Here is a 22044-nt window from a genome sequence, read left to right as displayed (position 1 = left end):
TCAGCGGGCCAACTCCGGATCCAGCCACCCATGCAAGCACTGCCCATCGCACACGACATCTCCCTCCAGCAATTCAACACCTTCGGCATTCCAGCCCGCGCCAAGCGCTACCTGCGCGTCGAGGATCCCGCGCAACTGGCGCAGCTCGCCGCCGATCCGGAATTGGCCGCGCTGCCGCGCCTGGTGCTGGGCGGCGGCAGCAACCTGCTGATCACCCGCGACGAGGTCGACCTGCTGGTGCTGCACATGGCGCTGGCGGGCAAGGAGATCGTCGGCGAAACGCCGGACGCCATCCTGGTGCGCGCCCAGGCCGGCGAAAACTGGCACGGCTTCGTGCAGTGGACCCTGGACCAGGGCCTGGGCGGGCTGGAAAACCTGTCGCTGATTCCGGGCACGGTGGGCGCCTCGCCGATCCAGAACATCGGCGCCTACGGGGCCGAGATCAAGGACCTGTTCCACTCGCTCACGGCCTTCGACTTCGCCAGTGGGACCACGCGGACGATGGACGCCGCCGCCTGCCGCTTCGCCTACCGCGACAGCATTTTCAAGCACGAAGAGGGCCGCCAACTGGCCGTGCTGGACGTGACGTTCGCGCTGCCGCGCGCCTGGGCGCCCAACCTGCGCTATGCCGAGCTGGCGCGCGAACTCGAGGGCATCGCCGCGCCGAACCCGCGCCAGGTGGCCGACGCCGTCATCGCGATCCGCCGCCGCAAGCTGCCGGACCCGGCGGAGATCGGCAATGCCGGCAGCTTCTTCAAGAACCCGCTGGTCTCCGGCGAGCATTGCGCACAGCTGCTGGCGAGCTGGCGGAACCTGGTTCACCATCCTCAGCCCGACGGCAGCGAGAAGCTGGCGGCCGGCTGGCTGATCGACCAGTGCGGCTGGAAGGGGAGGGCGCTGGGCCGCGCCGGCGTCTATCCGAAGCAGGCGCTGGTGCTGGTGAACAATGGCGGCGCCAGCGGCGCGGAAGTGCTGGCGCTGGCGCGCGCGATCCAGGCGGATGTGCAAGGGCGCTTCGGGGTGCGGCTGGAGCCGGAACCGGTGATGGTCTGAGGGCGCCGGCTCCTTCGCGGTAGGCGCGTCGCCCGTCAGCGCGTGGAAGACGACCAGCGATGTCACCCCTTACGAAAAGCGAAGCAGAATTACGCTAAGACGGTGGCTCCAGGCCTTGGTTCCAGTCGGCCATGGCGAATCAGCGTGCCGCGTAATATTTCGCCAGGATATCTACCTCCTGCTCGCTCAACTGGTGCGCCGCATTCCGCATCTGCTGGTTGATGTCGTTCGCGCGGCGGCCCGACTTGAAGGCGTTCAACTGGTCGCGCAGGTAGGCTTCCGGCAGGCCGTCCAGGATCGGGGTGGCGGCGCGCGCCACGCCCGGGCTGTGGCAGGTCGCGCAGGCGCCGATATTGCGCATCGGCGAGCCGTTGCTGACCAGGCGCGGCACCTGCTCGCGCAGGCTCGCATGCTGGATCAGGGTCTCGCGCGTCTGCTGCGAGTAGAAAGCGGCGAGGTCGCGCATGTCCTGATCGCTGAGGTTGGTCGCCAGCGGCTGCATCACGGAACTCGGACGGTGGCCGGACTTGAAGTCGCGCAGCTGCTTGTAGGTGGAGGTGGGCGGCTGGCCCGCCAAGTGGGGCGCGTCGGTGCCGGCCGAGGCAGTGCCGCGGGCGCCATGGCACATGCTGCATTGCAGGGCCAGGGTGGCGCCGCGGCCGACCGAAGCGGTGTCAACGGCGCCCATCATCTGGCTGTTGACGATGACGCTGGTCGGGTACACCGCCTTTTCGTCGGGCAGGGCCGGGTTCTGGTAACGCGCCGGGGCGCCGGCCGCGCTGCAGATCGCATCCCACAGCGAGGCCGACGGGTCTTGCGCATGCACGCGCGGCAGCCAGACCAGCCCCACCAGCGCGGCCAGTACCGCAACCAGCACCACTGCGCCTACGCTGATCGTGAACCAGCGGTTCTTCATCGAAAACAGCGGCTCGTTCATGGCTTGCCTCCCACCGGCACCGCCGGCACCGAGGTCTGCTTCAGCGACGCCAACTGGGCGATCGGATAGCCGTAGTTGACGATCGACAGGCCGATCATCAGCGCCAGCCACAGCGCGTAGCTGTTCAGGGCGACGGGCAGGCGCCCGGTCGCATGCACCGGCTGGCTGAAGCGGAACTCAGGCAGCTCGATGACCCGGCTGCGGTGGCCGCGCAGCAGTACCAGCAGGAACAGCAGGCCGGAAATTACCAGTAACAGGCCACCGACCGAGCTGATCAGGACCGTCACCGCCTGCGGTGCGATTTCTGGATTGGTGTAGTCGAAATAGGCCATGCGGCGCGGCATGCCCATCACGCCCACCACGTGCCAGGGGAAGGTGAGGATGATCATGCCGACGAACCACAGCCACAGCTGGGCCTTGATCATGCCGTCCTGGACCAGGGCACGGCCGGTCAGGTGGGGCCACAGGTCGTAGGCGACAGCGAAATACATGATGACGATCGCGCCGGCGAAGATCAGGTGGAAGTGGCCGGTGATCCACTGCGTGTTATGGACGGCAAAGTCCAGCTGGTAGCTCATGTTGATCAGGCCGCCCGCGCCGCCAAAGCCTAGCAGGATGAAGGAAAAGGCCACCGCCAGCATCATCGGGTTACGCCAGGGCAGGGCCTTGACCCAGCCAAGCGCGCCGGTGCCGCCGCGCAGCCGACCGGCGATCTCGACCGAGGCCGCGATCGTGAACACCGTCAGCAGGGTCGGCACCGACACCATGGCCGTGAACACGGCGTGCAGGAACTTCATGCCGGAGCCGACCTGCGGATCCTGGAACAGGTGGTGCATCCCGATCGGCATCGAGAACACCAGGAACAGGATGAACGAGATCCGGCCCATGACGTCGCTGTACAGGCGCCCGCCAATGGCGCGCGGCACCAGGGTGTAGAAGGCGATGTAGGCCGGCATCAGCCAGAAGTAGACGATCGCGTGCAGGGTCCAGGAAAAGAACACGCGCGCCAGGCCGGCGTCGATGGTGTTCTTGAAGCCCAGCGCCACCGGCAGGATCAGGAACAGGATCTCGACCGCGGCGCCGACCGAGGTCCAGGCCCACAGGTAGGCGCCGGCCAGGTTGGCGAACATCGGCAGCGGCACCGCATCAAAGGGATGGGCCTTCTTCCAGACCCGCAGGTTCACCGACATCAGCGCCACCCAGATCCAGGAGCCGACCACCACCAGCACCACGCCGATGTAGTAGGCCGGGTGGCCGATCAGCGGCGGATAGAAGGTGTACAGCACGGTAGCCAGGCCCGCCGACACCGGCGCCATCGCGACCACGGTGCCGAGCACCACCAGCGCGAAGCCGGTCCAGGCCCAGCGCCGCCCGACCAGCGGCTGCTTCAGCGACAGCTCGACGATGGCGTAGCCGAAGCCCATCGCCACCAGGGTCGGGAACACATAACCCATCGCCGAACCGTGGGCCGTCACCGAGCGGTAGTAGAGCTCGGGGTTGCCGATCCAGTCGACCAGCGGGCTGCGGATGACCATCTGCCATTCTCCCAGCACGAGGGCGACGAAGAAGGCGGCAAAGGCCACCCAGAAATGGGACAGCACTAAACGCCTGGAATCCTTACTGAACACAGCTCATCCTCCTTCCCGCCGCGGCTGCGGCCGCAGCCTGCCGCATGAATTCGTCCCTGGCTATCACTTTCACGTGCGCCCACATGGCGGCGTGGCCGGTGCCGCAGTATTCGTGGCAGGGCATCACGTGCTCGCCGGTCTGTTCGAACTTCGTGCGAAAGTTCGAGATATAGCCGGGGATGAGCATCAGGTTGACGTTGCTCTTGCTGACCGAGAAGCCGTGCACGACGTCGGCCGCGGTGCCGCGGAAGTGCAACGGGGTGTTGGCCGGCACCACGATGCATTGGGGCGTGAACGAATATTGGTTGGCCAGTACCCGCACCGTGACGGTGCCATCCGGCTCGGCCACGGAACCCAGATTCGTCTCGACGAATTCGCCGGCGATGTGCAGGGTGGTTGGGTCGACGGTCTCGGTGCGCGTCGGCGGCATGGCGGCCCAGTGCAGGCTCATATAGGCCATCATCGCCACCAGGAACAGGATGATGGCGCCAACGATCCAGGCCCAGCGCGCTTCGGCCCTTGCTGCGACGTCCGTGCTCATTCAATCCCCTCCGCGCGCCACGAAGACAAGGAAATAGAAGGCGAGCCAGAGCGCCATCACGATCGCCACCGCGATGCCGGCCAGGGCGAAGGCGCCGCCCGGACCGCGGGCGACGATCTCGTCGACCCGGCGTTGCTCGGCCGCGCTGTCGGCGGCGCCGCCATTCGTCATGTCTGTCGGTTCCAGGAACACGTTGCCTCCGTTGTTATTCGACCGTGGCCGACCGCAGCTGGTTGACCTCGCGCGCATTTACCGGCGCCCCGCGGTTGCCCCAGGCGGTGCGGATGAAGGTCACCACCGCTGCGATCTCGTTGTCGTTCAGGTCCTGGGCAAAGGGCGGCATCCCGTAGGGCATGGGATTGCGCCGCGTGCCGGGCGGGTAGCCGCCGTTCAGCACCATCCGGATCGGATTGACGGCCGAGCTCATGCCGATCGACTGGTTGCGCGCCAGCGGCGGATAGTGAGGCAGCTTGCCGCGTCCCTCGGCGCCGTGGCAGCTGGCGCAGCGTGCCGCGTAGATGCGCTTTCCTTCGGAATAGGCCTGGTTGACGTCGGCCCGGGCCGGGGCTTCGGCCGGATCGGAGGCCGGCCCCTGGTCTGCCGGCAGACTTTTCAGGTAGACGGCCATGGCGCGCACGTCCTCATCGCTCATGAACTGCAGGCTGTTGAAGGTGACCTCCGCCATCGGCCCGTAGACGGTGCCGCGGTTCGACACGCCCTTCTGCAGCAGGTCGACGATGTCCTGCAGCGCCCAGTCGCCGAGACCGGCCTCGCGGTTCGAAGTGAGGGAAGGCGCATACCAGTTCTGCATCGGGATCAGGCCGCCCTGGAAGGCCCGTTCCTGCGACGAGCCGCCCAGGGCGTTGATCGGCGTGTGGCACATCGCGCAGTGGCCGAGGCCCTGAACCAGGTAGGCGCCGCGGTTCCATTCCACCGACTTGCGGCGGTCAGGCTGGTATTCGCCTTCCTTGAAATAGAGGGTGCGCCAGCCGATCAGCAGGGCGCGGTTGTTGTAGGGGAAGCGCAGCTCGTGCTCGCGTGTCTGCAGGCGCACCGCCGGGACCGAGCGCAGGTAGGCGAAGATGGCGTCGCTGTCGGCGCGCGTGACCTTGGTGTAGGACGCGAAGGGCATCGCCGGGTAGAGCAGGTAGCCCTTGGGCGAGCGGCCCGTGTGCATCATGTTGTAGAAGTCGTCGGCGCTCCACTTGCCGATGCCGGTCTCGCGGTCGGGCGTGATGTTGGGCGCGTACAGGGTGCCGAAGGGCGTCGGCATCGGGCGGTTGCCGGAAAAGATCTTAGCGCCCGGCACCGTGTGGCAGGCGATGCAATCTCCTGCCTGGGCCAGGTACTTGCCGCGCTCGACGACCGATTGCTGGCGCGCCGCCGGCGCAGCCTTGTTCTCGGATTTGTTCTGCGCCAGCGAGGGCGCGACCCAGGCGGCGCCTCCGGCCAGCATGGCCAGCAGGGCGGCCGGCAGCATCTTCCTGAAGATGTTCATCGGCTGGCCTCCGGTTTCTGCGGTTGGCTGCCGCACGCGATCGGCAGCCGCATGCCGGGCTGGCGTAGCGGACGCGAGGCCGTCACCGGCAGCGAGGACAAATAGGCCGATACGGCGGCCACTTCGGGTTCGCTGAGGCTGGAAGCGATGTATTGCATGCAGTCAGGCGCCAGTGCCGTGCGGACCCCGAAGCGCCAGGCGCCGAGCTGGGCGCTCACATAGTCGGCGCGCAGGCCCAGCAGGCCGGGGATGCCGGGCTCGCGGCCGCCCAGTTCCGCGCCATGGCAGGTGATGCAGGCCGGGATCTTCTTGCCCAGCAGGCCCTGAGTGACAATGCGCCGGCCCTCGGCCAGCAGCGAGGCCGGACGCGACACGGAGGGCTGCACCAGCGGCGGCGGATTCAGCGCCGCGAAATGCTCGGCCATACGCATCAGGTAGGCGTCGGGAAGGTAGGCCAGCAGGTAATTCATGGGGACGTACTTGCGGCGGCCGTCGCGGAAGGCCACCAGCTGGTTGTACAGGTAGCCGGCCGGCTTGCCGGCCAGGCGCGGGAAGTAGACGTTCTCGACCCCGCGTCCCTGGGCGCCGTGGCAGCCGGTGCAGGCCTGGACCCGCGCTTCCATGGTGTCCGGGATGCGGTCGGCGGCAGTGGCCTGGGCAAAGGCGGCGCCGGCCTGCGCGGCCAACAGGATAGCGATCGAAGCTGTGAGAATTTTCATCCGCAAGACTCCACCTGCCGGCCTGTGCAGGGCCGGTTCCTCATCGTCGTGATAACGAACGTATCACAGCATTTGCGTAGCCCCGCGCACGGATATGTATTTACCGAATGTGAGTGAAATTCAGTGGCGGAGGAGGCAAAATTTACCGATTTTGCCGCTCAGGCCGCGCCGCCGCCTTGGGCCGACAAGGCAGCCGCAATTTTGCCAATCGGCAAAACATACTGCGCCGCCCCCAGCTCGGCGGCCGCGCGCGGCATGCCGTACACCGCGCTGCTATCCTCGTCCTGCGCGATGGTCGCCTGGCCGGCAAGACGCATGGCCAGCAGGCCGGCGGCGCCGTCGCGGCCCATGCCGGTCAGCAAGACGCCGGTGGCCTTGCGGTCCCAATACCGCGCCACCGAGCGGAAGAACACGTCGATGGACGGACGGTGGATCTCGTCGCGTGGATGGGCGTCGTAGCGCAGGCGGTGGCCTGGGGCCAGGCGCAGGTGGTCGGACGTTGCGGCCACCTGCACCACGCCACCTTCCAGGTGGTCGCCGTCATCGATGGCGACGACTTTCACCGGGGTCTGCTCGCCCAGCCATTTCACCAGCTGGGTGGAGAAGCTGGCGTCGATGTGCTGGACCACCACCGCGGCGGTGTCCAGCGGCGGGCGCCAGTCGGCGAACAGGCGCGCCAGCGCTGCCGGGCCGCCAGTCGAGGCGCCGAGCGCGACCAGGCGCGCCACGCGCGGACTGCTGACCGGCACCGGTGCAGGGCGTCCTTTCACCAGCTTGCCGATGGTGCGGATCTTGGCCAGCAGCGCGCCGGCGCCGTCCTCGCGGCCGAGCAGCACCGGGGTGGCGACCACGTCGAGGGCGCCGGCGCCGAGCGCGCGGAAGACCTGGCCGACATTGTCCTGCGGGCGCGCGGTCACCACCAGGATCGCGCAGGGCGTGCTGGCCATGATGCGCCGGGTCGCTTCGACACCGTCGAGCAGGGGCATGTCGAGGTCCATCAGCACCAGGTCGGGGCGCAGGTCGGCGCACAGGCGCACGGCGTCGAGGCCGGTGCGCGCGACCCAGGTGAGCTCGTGTTCGCCGCTGGCCTTGAGCACGCGGCGCAGGGCCTCGGCGGCCATCGGGACGTCGTTGGCGATGCCGATCTTCATGGTGCCGTCTCCGGGTGGGCTTCGCCGATCAGGTCGCGCACGGCGTCGAGCAGGGTGGCGTCGTGGAAGGCGCCCTTGGCCAGGTACCAGTCGGCGCCGGCTTCGAGGCCGCGCGCGCGGTCTTCCGGCCTGTCCTTGTAGGACACGATCATCACCGGCAGGCGCTGCAGGCGCGGGTCCTGGCGGATGCGTTCGAGCAGCTGTATGCCGTCCAGGCGCGGCATGTCGATGTCGGTGATCAGCAGGTCGTAATCGTCGGCGCGCACGCTGTTCCAGCCGTCGGCGCCATCCAGTGCGACGTCGACCCGGTAGCCGCGCGCGGCCAGCAGCTTGCGCTGCATCTCGCGCACCGTCAGCGAATCGTCGACCACCAGGATGCGGCGCGCGGCCTGCTGCGCGGCGCGTGCCGCCGCCTGCGCCTGCGGCGCCGGCTGCAGCGATTCGCCCGCCTCCAGCAGGCGGGCGATCGACAGCAGCATGTCCGGCACGTCCAGGACCAGCACCGGGGCGCCGTCGTCGAGCAGGGCGCAGGAGGCGACGTCGCGCAGCTTGCCGAACATGGGCTCGAGCGGCTGCACCGTCAGGCTTTGCTCGCCGCGCACATCGTCGACGACCAGCCCGTAGCGCTCACGCGCGCTGCCGATGACGATCACCGCCAGCTCGCCGCCGGCATCCGATGCTGTCGCCTCGCCCAGTTCGAGCACCCTCGCGGCGGCCACCAGGCCGAGGTGGGCGCCCTCATGGTCCAGGTACTGCCGGCCCGACAGCGCCTGCACGCTGCTCGCCGGCACGCGCAGCACGCGCTCCACGCGCGCGATCGGCAGCGCATAGGCTTCGCCGCCGACGTCGGCCACCAGCGCGCGCACGATCGACTGGGTGACCGGCAGCACGATGGTGGTGCAAAAGCCCGCGCCGGGCGTCGACTCCACCCGCACCGTGCCATTCTGGCCCTGCACCATCTCGTGCACCACGTCGAGTCCGACGCCGCGGCCGGAGATGGCGTCGGCGTCCTCCTTCAGCGAAAAGCCGGGCAGGAACAGGAACTCCATCAGCTCCGCGGCGGACAGGGCCTGCGCAATGCCCGGCGGGACCAGGCGGCGCGCGAGGGCGGCGCGGCGGACCTGCCCGGTGTCGACGCCGCGGCCGTCGTCGCTGACTTCGATGGACAGCATTCCGCCACGGTGATGGGCAGACAAGCGGATCGTGCCGGCGCGCGGCTTGCCGGCGGCGGCGCGTTCGGATGGCGTCTCCATGCCGTGGTCGACCGCATTGCGCAGCAACTGGCTGAGGGGCGCTTCCAGGCGCACCAGCACGGCGCGGTCGACCAGGGTGTCGGCGCCGCTGAGGTCCAGGTGCACCTCCTTGCCCAGGCTGCGCGCCAGGTCGCGCACCATGCGCGGCAGGCCGTGCAGGCCGTCGCCGAAGCGGCACATGTGCAGTTCCAGCACTTCGTCGACCAGGCGCGTGGCCACGCCCGTGGCCTGGCGCTCGTAGTGCTCGGCGTCGAGGATGATGCGCTGCAGGGTCCCGGGCAGCGTGGCGGCGCGCTCGTCCAGCAGGCGCACCAGTTCCAGCAGGTGCGGATCGCCGTTCCTGGCGATCGCCTCCTTCAGCTGTTCGATCGCGCCGAAGGCACTGCGCTGCTGGCGCTTGTAGCGTTGCAGGGAATCGACCCAGGGCCGCAGCCGGCCTGCGTGCAGGCGCGCCTGGCCGGCCAGCGTGAGCAGTTCGTTGCGTGGGACTTGCACCGGCGCCGCCGGCGCCGCGGCTGGCATCATCACAGGGACCGGGACGGGCACGGGGGCAGAAGCGATGGGCTTCAGCGGCGCCACCGCCGGCGCTGCCCCGGCGCCGGCCTGCAGCGCAGACAGCGCCGCCAGCACAGCCTCCACCTGGTCCGCGTGCGGACCGGCGCCGGGCAGCGCGGCTTCGGGCAGGCCGGCCAGCGCGCGCATCAGGTCGACCGCGCCGAGCAGCACGTCGACGCCGCCGGCGCCCAAGGTCAGCCGGCCCTGCTGGGCGGCGATGAACACATCTTCCATCGCGTGCGCCAGGTCGACCATCGGGGCCAATCCGACGATGGCGGCGGCGCCCTTGGTCGAGTGGGCGGCGCGCATCATCGCTTCCAGCGTGGCGGCGTCCGGCGCGCGCTCGCTGCGCAGCAGGCCGTCGGTGAGCACGCGCGCCTGGGCCTGGGCCTCCATGCGGAACAGGTCCAGCATCGAGAAGCTGCTCAGGTCCTGGCCGAAATGGTCGACGCTCATCGCAGCACTCCCGCGATTGCCCGTTCGAGCAGGGCGGCGTCCAGCAGGCCGGCCTCGATGGCGGCGTCGGCGATCACGCCGGCCAGCAGCGGCGAGGGCTGGTGGCCGAGCGTGGCCGCAGGCGCACGCATGGCTTTCGACGCATGGCGCAGGATGCCGTGCATCTCCGCCACCGGCAGCGCGACGCAGTGGCTGGCCAGCGCCAGCACCAGCAGGCGTTCGAAGGCGTGGCGGCCGTCCGGCGCCGGCACGCCGGCGGTATCGATGCCGAGCAGCGCCGCCAGCGACACCGCCGGCAGCACCCGCCCGCCGACGTTCACCACGCCGAGCAGGGCGCCGTTTGCACGGTGCGGCAGGCGGTGCACGGGCGCCGGCGGCGCCACGCTCGACGCCAGCGCCACCGGCACCGCCAGCCATTCGGCGCCGATGCGGAACACCATGGCGGCGGCGTCGGTGGGCGTCGGGGCCGGTTCGGGCAGGGCCAGTTCGCGCGCCCAGGCGTCGCGGTAGTCCTGCTCGACCGGGCGTTGCAGGTTGCGCTGGGCCGCCGCCGCATACACGCCGCAGTTGCGGCAGTGGACCTGGCGTTCCAGCTCGGCGCAGCTGCGGTCGCCCGCCACGCCGATGCGGCGCCAGCAGTCGTCGCGGGCCAGGTCGAACACGGGCCGCTGTCCCATCGTGCGTTTCATCGCGTGGCTCCTTGCTTGCCATCGCGCGCGTGCACGCGTGCGGCGCGCCGGCGCAGCAGGTCCGCATCCGATGCGTCGCCGCGCTGTTCGCGCAGCAGGGCCAGGCTGCACAGCGCTTCGTAGTGCTCGGGCTGCAGGTAGAGGCAGCGGCGCAGGTGGCGCTCGGCCGCACGCGGCTCGCCGCCGGCTTCGCTGATCAGGCCGAGCAGGAACCAGGCCTCGGCCAGCCCGGGCTGCAGGGCCAGCGCCTGCTGGCAGGCCCGGTCGGCGTCAGGCAGGCGGCCGGCGTCGGCCAGTTGGCGGGCTTGCGCGATCAAGCCGCCGACCGTGGCGGCGGCCGGGGCTCGTGCGGTTTCTCGCGGCGCGCGCGCGGCTTGCGGCTTCACGGCCGGGCGCGCGCCCTCCGCTTTCGGCGCTGCCATGGGCGCGGGCCGCGGACGAAGCCGCACCGTGGCCAGGGCCTGCTTCTGCAGCGCGTAGGCAATGCCCGGCGACTGCGGCGCAAAGCCGCCGCGGCAGAAGGCGGGCGCCTCGGCGCAGCCGGACAGCAGCAGGCCATCGTCCAGCAGCAGTGCCTGGATGGCCGCCGCCGCCGCCGCGCGCCCGGGCTCGTCGAAATAGATCAGCAGGTTACGGCAGAACACCAGGTCGTAGCGGCCGGCGTTCTGCGCCAGCGCGGCCGGCTTCAGGAGGTTGCCCTGGCTGAAGCGCACGTAGCGGCGCGGCGCCTCGCCGATCAGGTACGCGTCGCCGTCATCGTTTCCGTCTTTCCGGAACCAGCGCTCGCGGAAGGCCAGGCCGGCGCCGCGGAAGGCATTGCGCGTGTAGCGGCCCAGGCGCGCGCGTTCGACGGCAGCCTGCGACAGGTCCACCGCGTCGATGCGGCACTGCGCCGGATCGATGCCGGCGTGCGCCAGCGCCATCGCCATCGAATACGGTTCCTCGCCGCCGGCGCAGGGCAGGGACAGGATCGCCAGCTGCCGTCCCGGATGGCTGAGCAGGCGGCGCTGGACGAAGCGCAGGGCGGTCTCGAACACCTCGGGGTCGCGGAACATCCAGGATTCGGGCACGGTCACGAGGTCGACCAGGGCCTCGAACTCCGGCGTGCCGGGCAGGGGCGCGTAGTCCTCGCGCGCGGACAGGCCAAGTTTCAGCATGCGTTCGCGCACGGCGCGTTCGACCGTCTCGCCCGGGAGCACCAGCCCGGTGCCGCTCTTGAGGAGCTGGTGCAGGTTCATGCCGCGGCTCCGCCGAACAGGAGCGCGGCCACCTCAGGCGCAAGCAGGCGCTCCGGCGCGATCAGCTGCAGCATGCCGCCGCCTTCAGCGCCGCCAGGCGCCACTGCGCCGAGCCAGGGCGCGGCCGCCACGCCGCCCTCGCGCAAGGCGGCGTCGATATCGGCCACGCCCGCCACATGCTCGGCCTTCAGGCCCAGGCGCCGCGGCTTGCCGAGGGCCGGCACGTCGAGCAGCAGGATGCGCGTGTCGTAGCGGATGGCATCCGGCGGACTGCCGGCCAGGCGCGAGAGGTCGATCACGGGCACCGGCTCGCCATGCAGGTCGAGCAGGCCGGGCACGTAATGCGGCGCCCCCGGCAGCGGCTTCAGGCGCGCCACCGGCAGCACCCGCAGCACCGCGGCCAGGGGCAGGGCATAGCGTTCGCGCCCGATGTGAAACACCAGCACCTTCATGCGCTTGTCTTAATCGTTCACGGAGAAAGTGGCGACCGACTGCTGCAGGTCGCCGGCCGCATACTGCAACTGGTGCACGGCTTCGCTGGTGGCCTTCAGCGAGTCCACCGTTTGCTGGGTCGCGTCGGACAGCTGCATCATGGTGCCCGAGATCTGCGAGGCGCCGACGGACTGCGACTGCATCCCCTGCAGGACCAGGTCGAAGCGCGGTCCCAGCTTGCGCACCTGGTCCATCATGCCGGACAGCTGCTCGGCCACGTGGCGCGCTTCGCCGACGTTGCGGCGGATCTCCTCGGCGAATTTATCCATGCCCATCACGCTGGCCGACACCGCCGACTGCATCTCCTTCAGCATCTGCTCGATGTCCCAGGTCGAGACCGAGGTCTGGTCGGCCAGGCGGCGGATCTCGGTGGCCACTACCGAGAAGCCGCGGCCCGCCTCGCCGGCCTTCTCGGCCTCGATCGCGGCGTTCAGCGACAGGATGTTGGTCTGGTCCGCAACCTTGGTGATGGTGGTCAGCACGCTGTTGATGTTGCTGGCTTTCTCGGACAGCGCGGCCAGCTTGGCGCCGATCGAGTCGGTGGCGTTGACCATCTGCTGCATGGTGTGGTCCATGTGCTTCAGCTTGTCCTGGGCGTCGGCGGTGGCGCTGGTGGTGTAGTCGGCCACCTCGGTCGCTTCTTCCATGGTGCGCAGCAGCTCGGCGGTATTCGCCGAGATCTCCCTGGTGGTGGCCAGCACCTCGACGCTGGTCTGGGCCTGCTCGATCCCGGTCGCTTCCTGCTGGCGCGCCGAGGCTGCGATCTGGGTCGCCGAGCTGGCCACCTGGATGCCGGCGCGCTGCACGTTGTTCAGCAGGCTGCGCAGGTTGCCCAGCATGGTCGCCAGGCCTTCGCCGAGGCGGCCGACGGCATCTTCGCCGCGGATCGTGACGGTGCCCGTGAGGTCGCCGCGCGCGGCCTTCGAGACCACTTCCAGCAGCGCGTCGACCTTGGCGCGCAGTTCGTTGGTGGCGGCCAGTTCCTTGGCCTGGCTGTCTTCGATGGCCTGGGCCATGCGGTTGAATTCGAGCGCCACCGCGCCCAGCTCGTCGTGCGAAATCACCTCGGCGCGCGCACCCTGGATGCCGGTGCCGAGCTTGCGCGCGGCTTCGCTCAGGCTGGCCAGCGGACGCGAGACGGCGCGCACCAGCAGGGTGCCGATCAGGATCGCCAGCAGCGCGCTCACCGCTGCGCCTATGCTCAGCAGCAGGTCCATCGAACGCCGCAGCATGCTCGACTCCTCGCTGCGCTGCGCCAGCAGGCGGTTCTCTTCCGCTTCGATCTCGCCCAGCACCTGGCGCATGGTGGCGACGTTGCCGGTGCCGGCCAGCACCGTCGTGTCGACCTGCGCCGTCACCGGGCCCAGGCCTCCCTTGCCGGCCTGTCGGCGCAGTTCGATCTGCGGGCCGACCGACTGTTCCATCCACGCCTCCAGTAGCGGCTCGACCTGCCTGAGGCGTTCCTGCTGGGACGGATTGTCGGCCGTCAGGACGATCGCACGCCGCAGGTGGGTGCGGGCGCTTTCGTGTTCATTGTGGACCGGCGCGATCAGCGTGTCGTTGCCGGTCAGGAGATAGGCGCGGGTCGAACTCTGGACCTGCAGCACGGAAGTGGAGACGTGGTTAATCTCCAGCAGCACTTCCAGGCTATGGCGGTCCCACTCGCGCGCTTCCGAGAGCCGCGCGAAGTTGTGATAGGCCAGGACCAGCAGGAGCAGGATGATCGCGACGACACCGCCGAAGCCGATCATCAGTTTGTTCTTGATGTTGAGATTGTGCATAGCCGCAGGGAGTCCGTAGGGGTCAGAGCCCGGTTTTATCGGGTGGGCTCTGACCCCGAAGTCGCCAGCCGCCGAGCTGCAGCATGCATCGAGGATAGAGCCTATCCCCAAATGTAACATCCCTGGCAACTAGCGGGGAAACAATGATGCGCTATCGCAACAACATTTGGTCACATTTCTCGCGACAGGCCATCCACCGGCAAAGCCGGCAAGCCATGCCGCGCCCGCGCCTGCAGGCACTTGTCGTCGCCGATCTGCACCTCGCGGCAGGGAGCCGGCCGCTGCTCGTACACCCGGCAGGCAAAGCCGCCGTCGCTCGAACGCAGCAGGGCCGCGCAATGCGGCCGCTTCGTATTCGTCCCCGCCATGCACGAGAGGAAAGGATTGACCTGTTCGGTCAGGAAGGCGGGCAGGCCGCGCTGCTCGGCCTCCGCCCAGTAGAAGGAGACCCGGTAGCTCTTGCAGCAGGCGCCGCAGGCCAGGCAGGGGTTGAGTTCGCTCGTATCGCTCATGTCGGTCGCGCCAGGAAGCGCACATGGTAGCGCGCTGCCGCATGGTTGAAAAGACATGTTTTCCAATGAATGTTAACGATAATGAGAATGATTCGCGTTTACTTATCTGTAAAGTTTTGTTAAAGTCGCTGGCGTTCGATTAACCCATTCATAACAACGCCAACCGATAAGACATGAAAAAGCCGATCACCAGCCGCAAACACCCCGTCCTCCGTCCAGCCGCGAGCGCCGCCCTGGCCATGCTGGTGCTGCCGCTCGCCGGCCACGCCGCGGACGGCGCCAGCGCCGACGCCGCCGAAGGCCGCTCGCCGCAGCGCATCCACGTCCACGGCGAACGCGAGCGCGAGAACGAGTACAAGGCGGACCAGGCCGGCTCGCCCAAGTACACCCAGCCGCTGCTGGACACCCCGCAAACCGTCATCGTCATCAAGAAGGAACTGTTCCAGCAGCAGGGCGCCGTGACCCTCACCGAAGCGCTGCGCAATACGCCCGGCGTGGGCACGTTCTTCCTGGGAGAGAATGGCAGCACCAACACCGGCGACGCCATCTACATGCGCGGCTTCGACAGCTCGGGCAGCCTGTTCGTGGACGGCATCCGCGATGTCGGCTCGGTCTCGCGCGACGTCTTCAACATCGAGCAGATCGACGTGCTGAAAGGCCCGGCCGGCACCGACACCGGGCGCGGCGCGCCGACCGGCTCGATCAACCTGAACACCAAGCAGCCGCAGCTCAAGAACTTCGGCGAGGCCAGCCTTGTCGCCGGCAGCGCCGACCGCCTGCGCGGCACCGCGGACGTCAACCGCGTGCTGGATGGCCGCCGCGGCATCGCCATGCGGGTCAACCTGCTCGACCAGGACAACGGCAACGCCGCGCGTGACGAGGTGAAGGACAAGCGCTGGGCCGTGGCGCCCTCGATCGCCTTCGGCCTGCGCGGTCCGACCCAGCTCTACCTCGACTACCTGCACGTCAAGCAGGACAACCGTCCGGACGGCGGCGTGCCCACCATCGGCCTGCCGGGTTACACCAGCCCGGATCCGAAGCGGCCCTACCTGAGCGATGCGGCGGCGGTCGATCCGAAGAATTTCTATGGCTCGGTGGGCGATTTCGACCGCGTCAAGGCCGACATGTTCACGGCCATCCTCGACCACGAGTTCAGCCCGCACATGCGCCTGCGGAACACCAGCCGCTACGGCAAGACCCGGCAGTTCTACCTGCTGAGCGCCTTCATGGGCAACACCGCCAACCTCCTCACGCCGAATCAGGCCGACCCCTCAGGCTGGGCCCTGGCACGCACAATCCGTACCATCAAGGACCAGCAGAACACCATCCTGGCCAACCAGACCGTGCTGACTTCGGAGTTCGGCACCGGCAGCCTGCGCCACACGCTGGTGAGCGGCCTGGACCTGAGTTCGGAAAAGCAGAACAACTGGAGCCATACCGGCACCGGCACGCTGCCGGCCGCGAATCTCTATCGTCCGGATCCAGGCAGCCTGGCCAGCGGCGTGAACCTGGTGCGCAGCGGGGCCCGCACCCAGGGCCAGGTCGACACCCAGTCGGCCTACCTGCTCGACACCATCAAGATCGGTGAACAATGGCAGTTCGGCGCCAGCGCGCGCATCGACCGCTTCGACGTCGACTACGACGCCGTCACGCTGTCGACCCTGGCCGCGAATCCGACCCTGCCGGTGAACACGCCGATCCCGGCCCACATCGGGCTGTCCGACCATGTCGTCAGCGGCAAAGTCTCGGCCCTGTACAAGCCGACCCGCAACAGCAGCGTGTACGCCCTGTGGGCCAATTCGAAGCAGCCGCCGGGCTCGAACCTGACCCTGAGCGGCAACGCCAACAGCGCCTCGAACCCGGTCTTCCAGCCGCAAGTCAGCACCACCACGGAACTGGGCGGCAAGCTCGATCTGCTGAAGCAGCGGCTGGCGCTGACCGCGGCCCTCTACCGCACCGAGGTGAAGAACGAGGTCGAACAGGACCCGGTCGACCTGAAGTACTACCAGACCGGCCGTAAACGCGTGCAGGGCGTGGAACTTGGCGTGACCGGCGAACTGGCGCGCCACTGGCTGGTCAGCGCCGGCTACACCTGGATGGACACCAGCGTCGAATCCGGCAAGCTGGTGACGGCGCTCGGCGAGAACGCGTTGTCGTACACACCCAAACAGGCCTTCACCAGCTGGACCACCTACACCTTCCCGTTCGGCCTGCAGGTAGGCGGCGGCGTGCGCTACCAGGGCCGCCTGCTGCGCGGCACCGACGGCGCCGTCGGCACCCCGGCCTTCGCCGACGATTACTGGGTGACGGATGCGACCGCGGGCTACACGGTGAACCGCTGGCTGGACCTGCGCCTGAACGTCTACAACCTGTTCGACAAGCGCTATATCGCGGCGATCAACAAGAGCGGCTACCGCTACACGCCGGGCGCGCCGCGCTGGGCCAGCGTGACGGCGAATTTCCACTTCTGACCACCGGCTATGAAACCGTCGTCCCCGCGAAGGCGGGGACCCAAGTTTGTTTGCGTTTCGATAGCCCATGCAGAACTTGGATCCCCGCCTGCGCGGGGACGACGTTTACGCGCTGCTGGACGAAAAAAAGCCGCCGATCCTTTCAGATCGGCGGCTTTCGCATTCCTACACGAGAAATTTACTGCCCGCGCTTGGCACGCGCCTTCGCAGCAATCCGCATACGCAGCGCATTCAGCTTGATGAAGCCGCCCGCATCCGCCTGGTTGTAGGCGCCGCCGTCTTCGTCGAAGGTCGCGATGTTCATGTCGAACAGCGAATCGGTCTTCGAATCGCGCGAGACCACGATCACGTTGCCCTTGTAGAGCTTGACGCGGACCCAGCCGTTCACCGATTGCTGCGTGTGGTCGATCAGGGTCTGCAGCGCGACGCGCTCCGGCGCCCACCAGTAGCCGTTATAGATCAGCGAAGCGTAGCGCGGCATCAGGTCATCCTTCAGGTGCGCCACTTCGCGGTCCAGGGTGATCGATTCGATCGCGCGGTGGGCGCGCAGCATGATGGTGCCGCCCGGGGTTTCGTAGCAGCCGCGCGACTTCATGCCGACGTAGCGGTTCTCCACCAGGTCGAGGCGGCCGATGCCGTGCTTGCCGCCGAGGCGGTTCAGCTCGGTCAGCACCTGGGCCGGGGTCATCTTGACGCCGTTCAGGCCGACGATGTCGCCGCGCTCGTATTCGATGTCGAGGTACTCGGCCTGGTCCGGCGCCGCTTCCGGCGACACGGTCCAGCGCCACATCGATTCCTCGGCTTCCGCGCTCGGGTTTTCCAGGTGGCGGCCTTCGAAGGAGATGTGCAGCAGGTTGGCGTCCATCGAGTAGGGCGCGCCGCCGTTCTTGTGCTTCATGTCGATTTCGATGCCGGCGTCTTCCGCGTACTTCAGCAGCTTCTCGCGCGACAGCAGGTCCCATTCGCGCCACGGGGCGATGATCTTGACGTCCGGCTTCAGCGCATAGGCGCCCAGCTCGAAGCGTACCTGGTCGTTGCCCTTGCCGGTCGCGCCGTGCGAGACGGCGTCGGCGCCGGTTTCGTTGGCGATCTCGATCAGGCGCTTCGCGATCAGCGGACGCGCGATCGAGGTGCCCAGCAGGTATTCGCCTTCGTAGACGGTGTTCGCGCGGAACATCGGGAACACGAAGTCGCGCACGAATTCTTCGCGCACGTCGTCGATGTAGATGTTTTCCGGCTTGATGCCGAACTTGATGGCCTTGGCGCGCGCCGGTTCCAGCTCTTCACCTTGTCCCAGGTCGGCGGTGAAGGTAACGATTTCGCAGTTGTAGTGATCCTGCAGCCATTTGAGGATGACGGAGGTATCGAGGCCGCCGGAGTAGGCGAGGACTACTTTTTTAATGTCGCTCATGGGAGTTCCAGTGAATGAGAGAGGAGGGGGATTTATGGTCAGCCGGCCCATTGCTGGGCCGACGATCAAACTAGGGTTGTGGTGATGATGCGTTATTTATCTTCGATGCGGCCCAGCAGCAGGTACTCGATCAGCGCCTTCTGCACGTGCAGCCGGTTCTCGGCTTCGTCCCACACCACCGATTGCGGGCCGTCGATGACTTCGGCCGCCACTTCCTCACCGCGGTGTGCGGGCAGGCAGTGCATGAACAGCGCGTCGGGTGCTGCACGCGCCATCTTGGCGCCGTCCACCATGAAGCCATCGAAGGCTTTCAGGCGTTCGGCATTTTCTTTTTCGTAGCCCATGCTGGTCCACACGTCGGTGTTGACCAGGTGCGCGCCGGCGCAGGCATCCGAGGGGTTTTCGAAGAAGGTGTAGTTGTTCGTGTTAACCAGGGACGGGTCGATGTCGTAGCCCTTCGGGGTCGACACGTTCAGGTGGAAGCCGAACACCTCGGCCGCCTGCAGCCACGAGTACAGCATGTTGTTGGCGTCGCCGATCCAGGCGACGGTCTTGCCGACGATGGAACCGCGGTGCTCGAAATAGGTGAACACGTCGGCCAGCACCTGGCAGGGGTGGTGTTCGTTGGTCAGGCCGTTGATCACCGGGACCCGCGAATTCGCGGCGAAGCGCTCGATGATCTCCTGGCCGAAGGTGCGCACCATGATGATGTCGCACATGCGGCTCATGACCTGGCCGGCGTCTTCGACCGGCTCGCCGCGGCCCAGCTGGCTGTCGCGGGTGTTCAGGTAGATCGCCGCGCCGCCCAGCTGGTGCATGCCGGCTTCGAAGCTCAAACGGGTACGGGTCGAGCTCTTCTCGAACACCATCACCAGGGTGCGGTCGACCAGCGGGTGGTAGACCTCGTAGGCCTTGAACTTGCGCTTGATGACGGCCGCGCGCTCGATCACGTACTCGAACTCGTCGCGGGAAAAGTCGGAGAACTGCAGGAAGTGCTTGATGGGGGTCTGGACAGCCATGTTATGTCGGGAATGCGGGGATCTGCCTGATTATATTCGATCAATACAAGGTTTGGGCCGACTCGTGCAGAAGCTGCGCATACAGCTCGTGCCGGATCTTCGCGATCCTGCCTTCTTCGACCGCCGTCAGGATGGCGCACTGCGGCTCGGCCAGGTGGCGGCAATTGTAGTACTTGCAGCCGCCCAGGAAGGGCTTGAACTCGACGAAGGCGCGTTCCAGCATGCCTTCCGTCAGGTGGTACAGGCCGAATTCCTGGAAGCCCGGCGAGTCGATGATCTGGCCGCCGCCATTGCCCGGCAGCCGGTAGAGCCGGGTGAAGGTGGTGGTGTGCTTGCCGGTGTCCAGCGCCGCCGAGATCTCGCGCACGGCGATGTCGGCGTCCGGCACCAGCAGGTTGATCAGCGAGGACTTGCCCATGCCCGACTGGCCGATGAAGATCGAGGACTGGCCTTCGAGCAGCGGCATGAGGGTGGCGACCGCGCCTTCCGGATCGGTCCTGGCCGAGACTTCGTGCAGCGGATAGCCGAGGCTCGCGTACAGGCCGGCGCGCTCGCGGGCGCGGGCCAGCGGCGCTTCGACGTCGACCTTGTTGAGGATCAGGTGGGCCTCGACGCCGGCCGCCTCGCAGGCCACCAGGGCGCGCGAGACCAGGTCGTCGGCGAAGCTCGGCTCGGTGGCGATGACGATGAACAGGCGCGTGATGTTCGCCGCCAGCAGCTTCGACTTGTACTGGTCGGAGCGGTAGAGCAGGGTGGTCCGCTCGGCGATCTTCTCGATCACCGCCTGGTTGTCCGAGGTGCGCTTCAGGTGCACGATGTCGCCGACGGCGACGTTGGTCTTCTTGCCGCGCGTGACGCACTGGAGGAATTCGGAAGACTGCGCATCGCCGACGTCGGCCAGGTAGTGGCGGCCGTGGGCGGCGACGATGGTGCCTTTAAGATCCAGGTCTTTGCTCATGCGCCGGCCCGCCCCGCGTACAGCGCGCCAGCCTTGGCGGCGCAGATGAAATCGTTCTCGCTCAGTTGGTGCCCGGCCGAGTGCGTGGTCCACGAGGCCGTGCAGCGGCGGTAACTCACCTGCAGGTCCGGGTGGTGGTCTTCGCGGTGGACCATGAAGGCCAGCGCGTTCACGAACTCGATGGTCTCGTGATAGTCGCGGAACAGGAACTCGCGCACCAGGCGATTGCCGTCGGCGTGCCAGTCCGGCAGCTGCGCCAGCAGACTGGCGATGGCGGCGGCGTCCAGCGCCGGCGCGCCGTGCGTGCAGTGGCGCTCGATCAAAGGCAGGACCGTGTTCATGCGGGCTCCATGCCGGCCGTGCCGGCGCCGTTCAAGGCGCCCGCCTCGTGCAGGCGCCGGATGCGGATCGAGGCCGGCGGATGCGAATCGTAGAAGGCCGAATGCAGCGGGTCCGGGGTCAGGGTCGAGGCATTGTCCTCGTACATCTTGACCAGGGCCGAGACCAGCTCGCGCGCGTCGCTGTGGCTGGCGGCAAAGGCGTCGGCCTCGAATTCGTGCTTGCGCGAGGTGATCGAGGTGAGCGGCGCGAAGGGGAAGGTGAACACCGGAAGCACCAGCATGAAGAGCAGCAGCGCCATCGCGTCGTTGTTCTGGCCCAGCAGCGGCAGCACGCCCAGGCCGGTGTAGAACCACACCTGGTTCTTCAGCCAGCCCAGCAGCGCCAGGAACACCAGCGACAGCGCAAAGGCGACCACGATGCGCTTGACGATGTGCTTCAGCTTGAAGTGGCCCAGCTCGTGCGCCAGCACGGCTTCGATCTCGCTGGGCGCCAGGCGCTCGAGCAGGGTGTCGAAGAAGACGATGCGCTTGTTGGCGCCGAAGCCGGAAAAATAGGCGTTGCCGTGGCTCGAGCGCTTGCTGCCGTCCATCACGAACAGGCCTTTGGAGGCGAAGCCGACGCGCGCCATCAGGCCTTCGATGCGGCTTTTCAGGCTCTCGTCGCCGAGCGGCGTGAACTTGTTGAACATCGGCGCGATGACGGTCGGGTAGAGCACCATCATCAAGAGCTGGAAGCCGCTGAACACCAGCCAGGCATACAGCCACCACAGCGCGCCGGTGCGGTCCATCAGGGTCAGCACGACCCACAGCAGCGGCAGGCCGATGACCGCGCCCAGCAGCGTGCCCTTGACGGCATCGAGCAGCCACAGTTTCATCGTCATTTTGTTGAAGCCGAAGCGCTGCTCCAGCACGAACTGGAAGTAATACGAGAAGGGCAGGTCGAGCACGCCGGCGATGACGGCATAGGCCACGATCAGGCCGATCTGGTGCGCCATGCCCGGACCCGTCAGCTGCAGCAGCGCGATCGACAGCGCCTGCAGGCCGCCCAGCAGCGTGAAGCCGACCAGCACCAGGCCGCTCCACACCGCGTGCACCAGGCCGTAGCGGGTCTTGGCGACCGTGTAGTCGGCGGCCTTCTGGTGCGCGGCAAGCGGGATCTTGCCGGCGAATTCGGCCGGCACCCGATCACGGTGACGCAGGACGTGGCGGACGTGCCGGCTGGCCAGCCAGTACCGCAACACCAGGGTCAACATGAAAAAAATGACGAACAAAACCGAAAACGCGAATGAAAGCATCGTGTGCCTGTGAGAAAATGGCGGACTGACTATATACAGCCAAAGA

Annotated in this window: 20 protein-coding genes; 2 read left to right on the top strand and 18 right to left on the bottom strand. The window is 67.8% G+C overall.

The window, feature by feature from the left end; translation table 11 throughout:
- The first annotated feature begins 30 nt into the window (after positions 1–30).
- A complete protein-coding gene (murB, locus tag LQV39_RS19980) occupies positions 31–1053 on the top strand; it encodes a UDP-N-acetylmuramate dehydrogenase (protein ID WP_230028105.1) in 1023 nt (340 codons plus the stop codon).
- A 139-nt stretch (positions 1054–1192) separates the two neighbouring features.
- On the opposite strand, the gene LQV39_RS19975 is transcribed toward murB, so the two are convergent.
- The 13 genes from LQV39_RS19975 to LQV39_RS19915 all read right to left on the bottom strand — a co-directional run bounded on the left by LQV39_RS19975 (position 1193) and on the right by LQV39_RS19915 (position 14503).
- The gene (locus tag LQV39_RS19975) at positions 1193–1990 is read right to left on the bottom strand and encodes a cytochrome c (protein ID WP_230028102.1); all 798 of its coding nucleotides are present in this window, start codon (positions 1988–1990) and stop codon (positions 1193–1195) included.
- Positions 1987–3591 carry a cbb3-type cytochrome c oxidase subunit I gene (locus LQV39_RS19970; protein WP_230028099.1) on the bottom strand — a complete coding sequence of 535 codons (1605 nt, stop codon included), beginning with the start codon at positions 3589–3591 and terminating at the stop codon, positions 1987–1989. The genes LQV39_RS19975 and LQV39_RS19970 overlap by 4 nt, the downstream gene beginning before the upstream one ends.
- 16 nt (positions 3592–3607) lie before the next feature.
- The gene (locus tag LQV39_RS19965) at positions 3608–4159 is read right to left on the bottom strand and encodes a cytochrome C oxidase subunit II (protein WP_230028097.1); all 552 of its coding nucleotides are present in this window, start codon (positions 4157–4159) and stop codon (positions 3608–3610) included.
- Positions 4160–4351, bottom strand: a complete 192-nt coding sequence (locus LQV39_RS19960) for a hypothetical protein (RefSeq protein ID WP_230028387.1) — start codon at positions 4349–4351, stop codon at positions 4160–4162.
- A gap of 13 nt (positions 4352–4364) precedes the next feature.
- Positions 4365–5657, bottom strand: coding sequence for a cytochrome c (locus LQV39_RS19955; protein WP_230028094.1), 1293 nt, complete (start codon positions 5655–5657; stop codon positions 4365–4367).
- A complete protein-coding gene (locus LQV39_RS19950; protein ID WP_374199449.1) occupies positions 5654–6376 on the bottom strand; it encodes a cytochrome c in 723 nt (240 codons plus the stop codon). Before LQV39_RS19950 ends, LQV39_RS19955 begins: the two co-directional genes overlap by 4 nt.
- 158 nt (positions 6377–6534) lie before the next feature.
- Positions 6535–7527 (bottom strand): chemotaxis-specific protein-glutamate methyltransferase CheB, encoded by a 993-nt coding sequence (gene cheB / locus LQV39_RS19945; RefSeq protein ID WP_230028092.1) that lies wholly within the window; start codon positions 7525–7527, stop codon positions 6535–6537.
- A complete protein-coding gene (locus tag LQV39_RS19940) occupies positions 7524–9791 on the bottom strand; it encodes a hybrid sensor histidine kinase/response regulator (RefSeq protein WP_230028090.1) in 2268 nt (755 codons plus the stop codon). The genes cheB and LQV39_RS19940 overlap by 4 nt, the downstream gene beginning before the upstream one ends.
- A complete protein-coding gene (locus LQV39_RS19935) occupies positions 9788–10480 on the bottom strand; it encodes a chemotaxis protein CheW (RefSeq protein ID WP_230028087.1) in 693 nt (230 codons plus the stop codon). The genes LQV39_RS19940 and LQV39_RS19935 overlap by 4 nt, the downstream gene beginning before the upstream one ends.
- Positions 10477–11718: a protein-glutamate O-methyltransferase CheR gene (locus LQV39_RS19930; RefSeq protein ID WP_230028085.1), complete on the bottom strand. Its 1242-nt coding sequence runs from the start codon at positions 11716–11718 to the stop codon at positions 10477–10479. The genes LQV39_RS19935 and LQV39_RS19930 overlap by 4 nt, the downstream gene beginning before the upstream one ends.
- The gene (locus tag LQV39_RS19925; protein WP_230028082.1) at positions 11715–12170 is read right to left on the bottom strand and encodes a chemotaxis protein CheW; all 456 of its coding nucleotides are present in this window, start codon (positions 12168–12170) and stop codon (positions 11715–11717) included. Before LQV39_RS19925 ends, LQV39_RS19930 begins: the two co-directional genes overlap by 4 nt.
- A 9-nt stretch (positions 12171–12179) precedes the next feature.
- A complete protein-coding gene (locus tag LQV39_RS19920; RefSeq protein WP_230028079.1) occupies positions 12180–13991 on the bottom strand; it encodes a methyl-accepting chemotaxis protein in 1812 nt (603 codons plus the stop codon).
- Between the two features lie 170 nt (positions 13992–14161).
- Positions 14162–14503 (bottom strand): YkgJ family cysteine cluster protein, encoded by a 342-nt coding sequence (locus LQV39_RS19915; protein ID WP_230028077.1) that lies wholly within the window; start codon positions 14501–14503, stop codon positions 14162–14164.
- Positions 14504–14676: 173 nt separating this feature from the next.
- On the opposite strand from LQV39_RS19915, the gene LQV39_RS19910 reads away from it, so the two are divergent.
- The gene (locus LQV39_RS19910) at positions 14677–16974 is read left to right on the top strand and encodes a catecholate siderophore receptor Fiu (protein WP_230028075.1); all 2298 of its coding nucleotides are present in this window, start codon (positions 14677–14679) and stop codon (positions 16972–16974) included.
- A 178-nt stretch (positions 16975–17152) separates the two neighbouring features.
- On the opposite strand, the gene LQV39_RS19905 is transcribed toward LQV39_RS19910, so the two are convergent.
- The 5 genes from LQV39_RS19905 to LQV39_RS19885 all read right to left on the bottom strand — a co-directional run bounded on the left by LQV39_RS19905 (position 17153) and on the right by LQV39_RS19885 (position 21998).
- A complete protein-coding gene (locus tag LQV39_RS19905; RefSeq protein ID WP_230028073.1) occupies positions 17153–18385 on the bottom strand; it encodes an argininosuccinate synthase in 1233 nt (410 codons plus the stop codon).
- Positions 18386–18477: 92 nt separating this feature from the next.
- Positions 18478–19404 (bottom strand): ornithine carbamoyltransferase, encoded by a 927-nt coding sequence (gene argF, locus LQV39_RS19900; RefSeq protein WP_230028070.1) that lies wholly within the window; start codon positions 19402–19404, stop codon positions 18478–18480.
- Positions 19405–19444: 40 nt separating this feature from the next.
- The gene (rsgA, locus tag LQV39_RS19895) at positions 19445–20362 is read right to left on the bottom strand and encodes a ribosome small subunit-dependent GTPase A (RefSeq protein ID WP_230028067.1); all 918 of its coding nucleotides are present in this window, start codon (positions 20360–20362) and stop codon (positions 19445–19447) included.
- Positions 20359–20703: a 4a-hydroxytetrahydrobiopterin dehydratase gene (locus LQV39_RS19890; RefSeq protein WP_230028065.1), complete on the bottom strand. Its 345-nt coding sequence runs from the start codon at positions 20701–20703 to the stop codon at positions 20359–20361. The genes rsgA and LQV39_RS19890 overlap by 4 nt, the downstream gene beginning before the upstream one ends.
- Positions 20700–21998 carry a M48 family metallopeptidase gene (locus LQV39_RS19885; RefSeq protein WP_230028062.1) on the bottom strand — a complete coding sequence of 433 codons (1299 nt, stop codon included), beginning with the start codon at positions 21996–21998 and terminating at the stop codon, positions 20700–20702. Before LQV39_RS19885 ends, LQV39_RS19890 begins: the two co-directional genes overlap by 4 nt.
- Positions 21999–22044 lie beyond the last annotated feature (46 nt).

Origin of the sequence: Massilia sp. Bi118 (genome assembly GCF_918697865.1) — a bacterium.
Taxonomy (GTDB): domain Bacteria; phylum Pseudomonadota; class Gammaproteobacteria; order Burkholderiales; family Burkholderiaceae_D; genus Telluria.
Note: the sequence above shows the minus strand (reverse complement) of the source record. Positions and strands in the feature narration are given on the sequence as shown.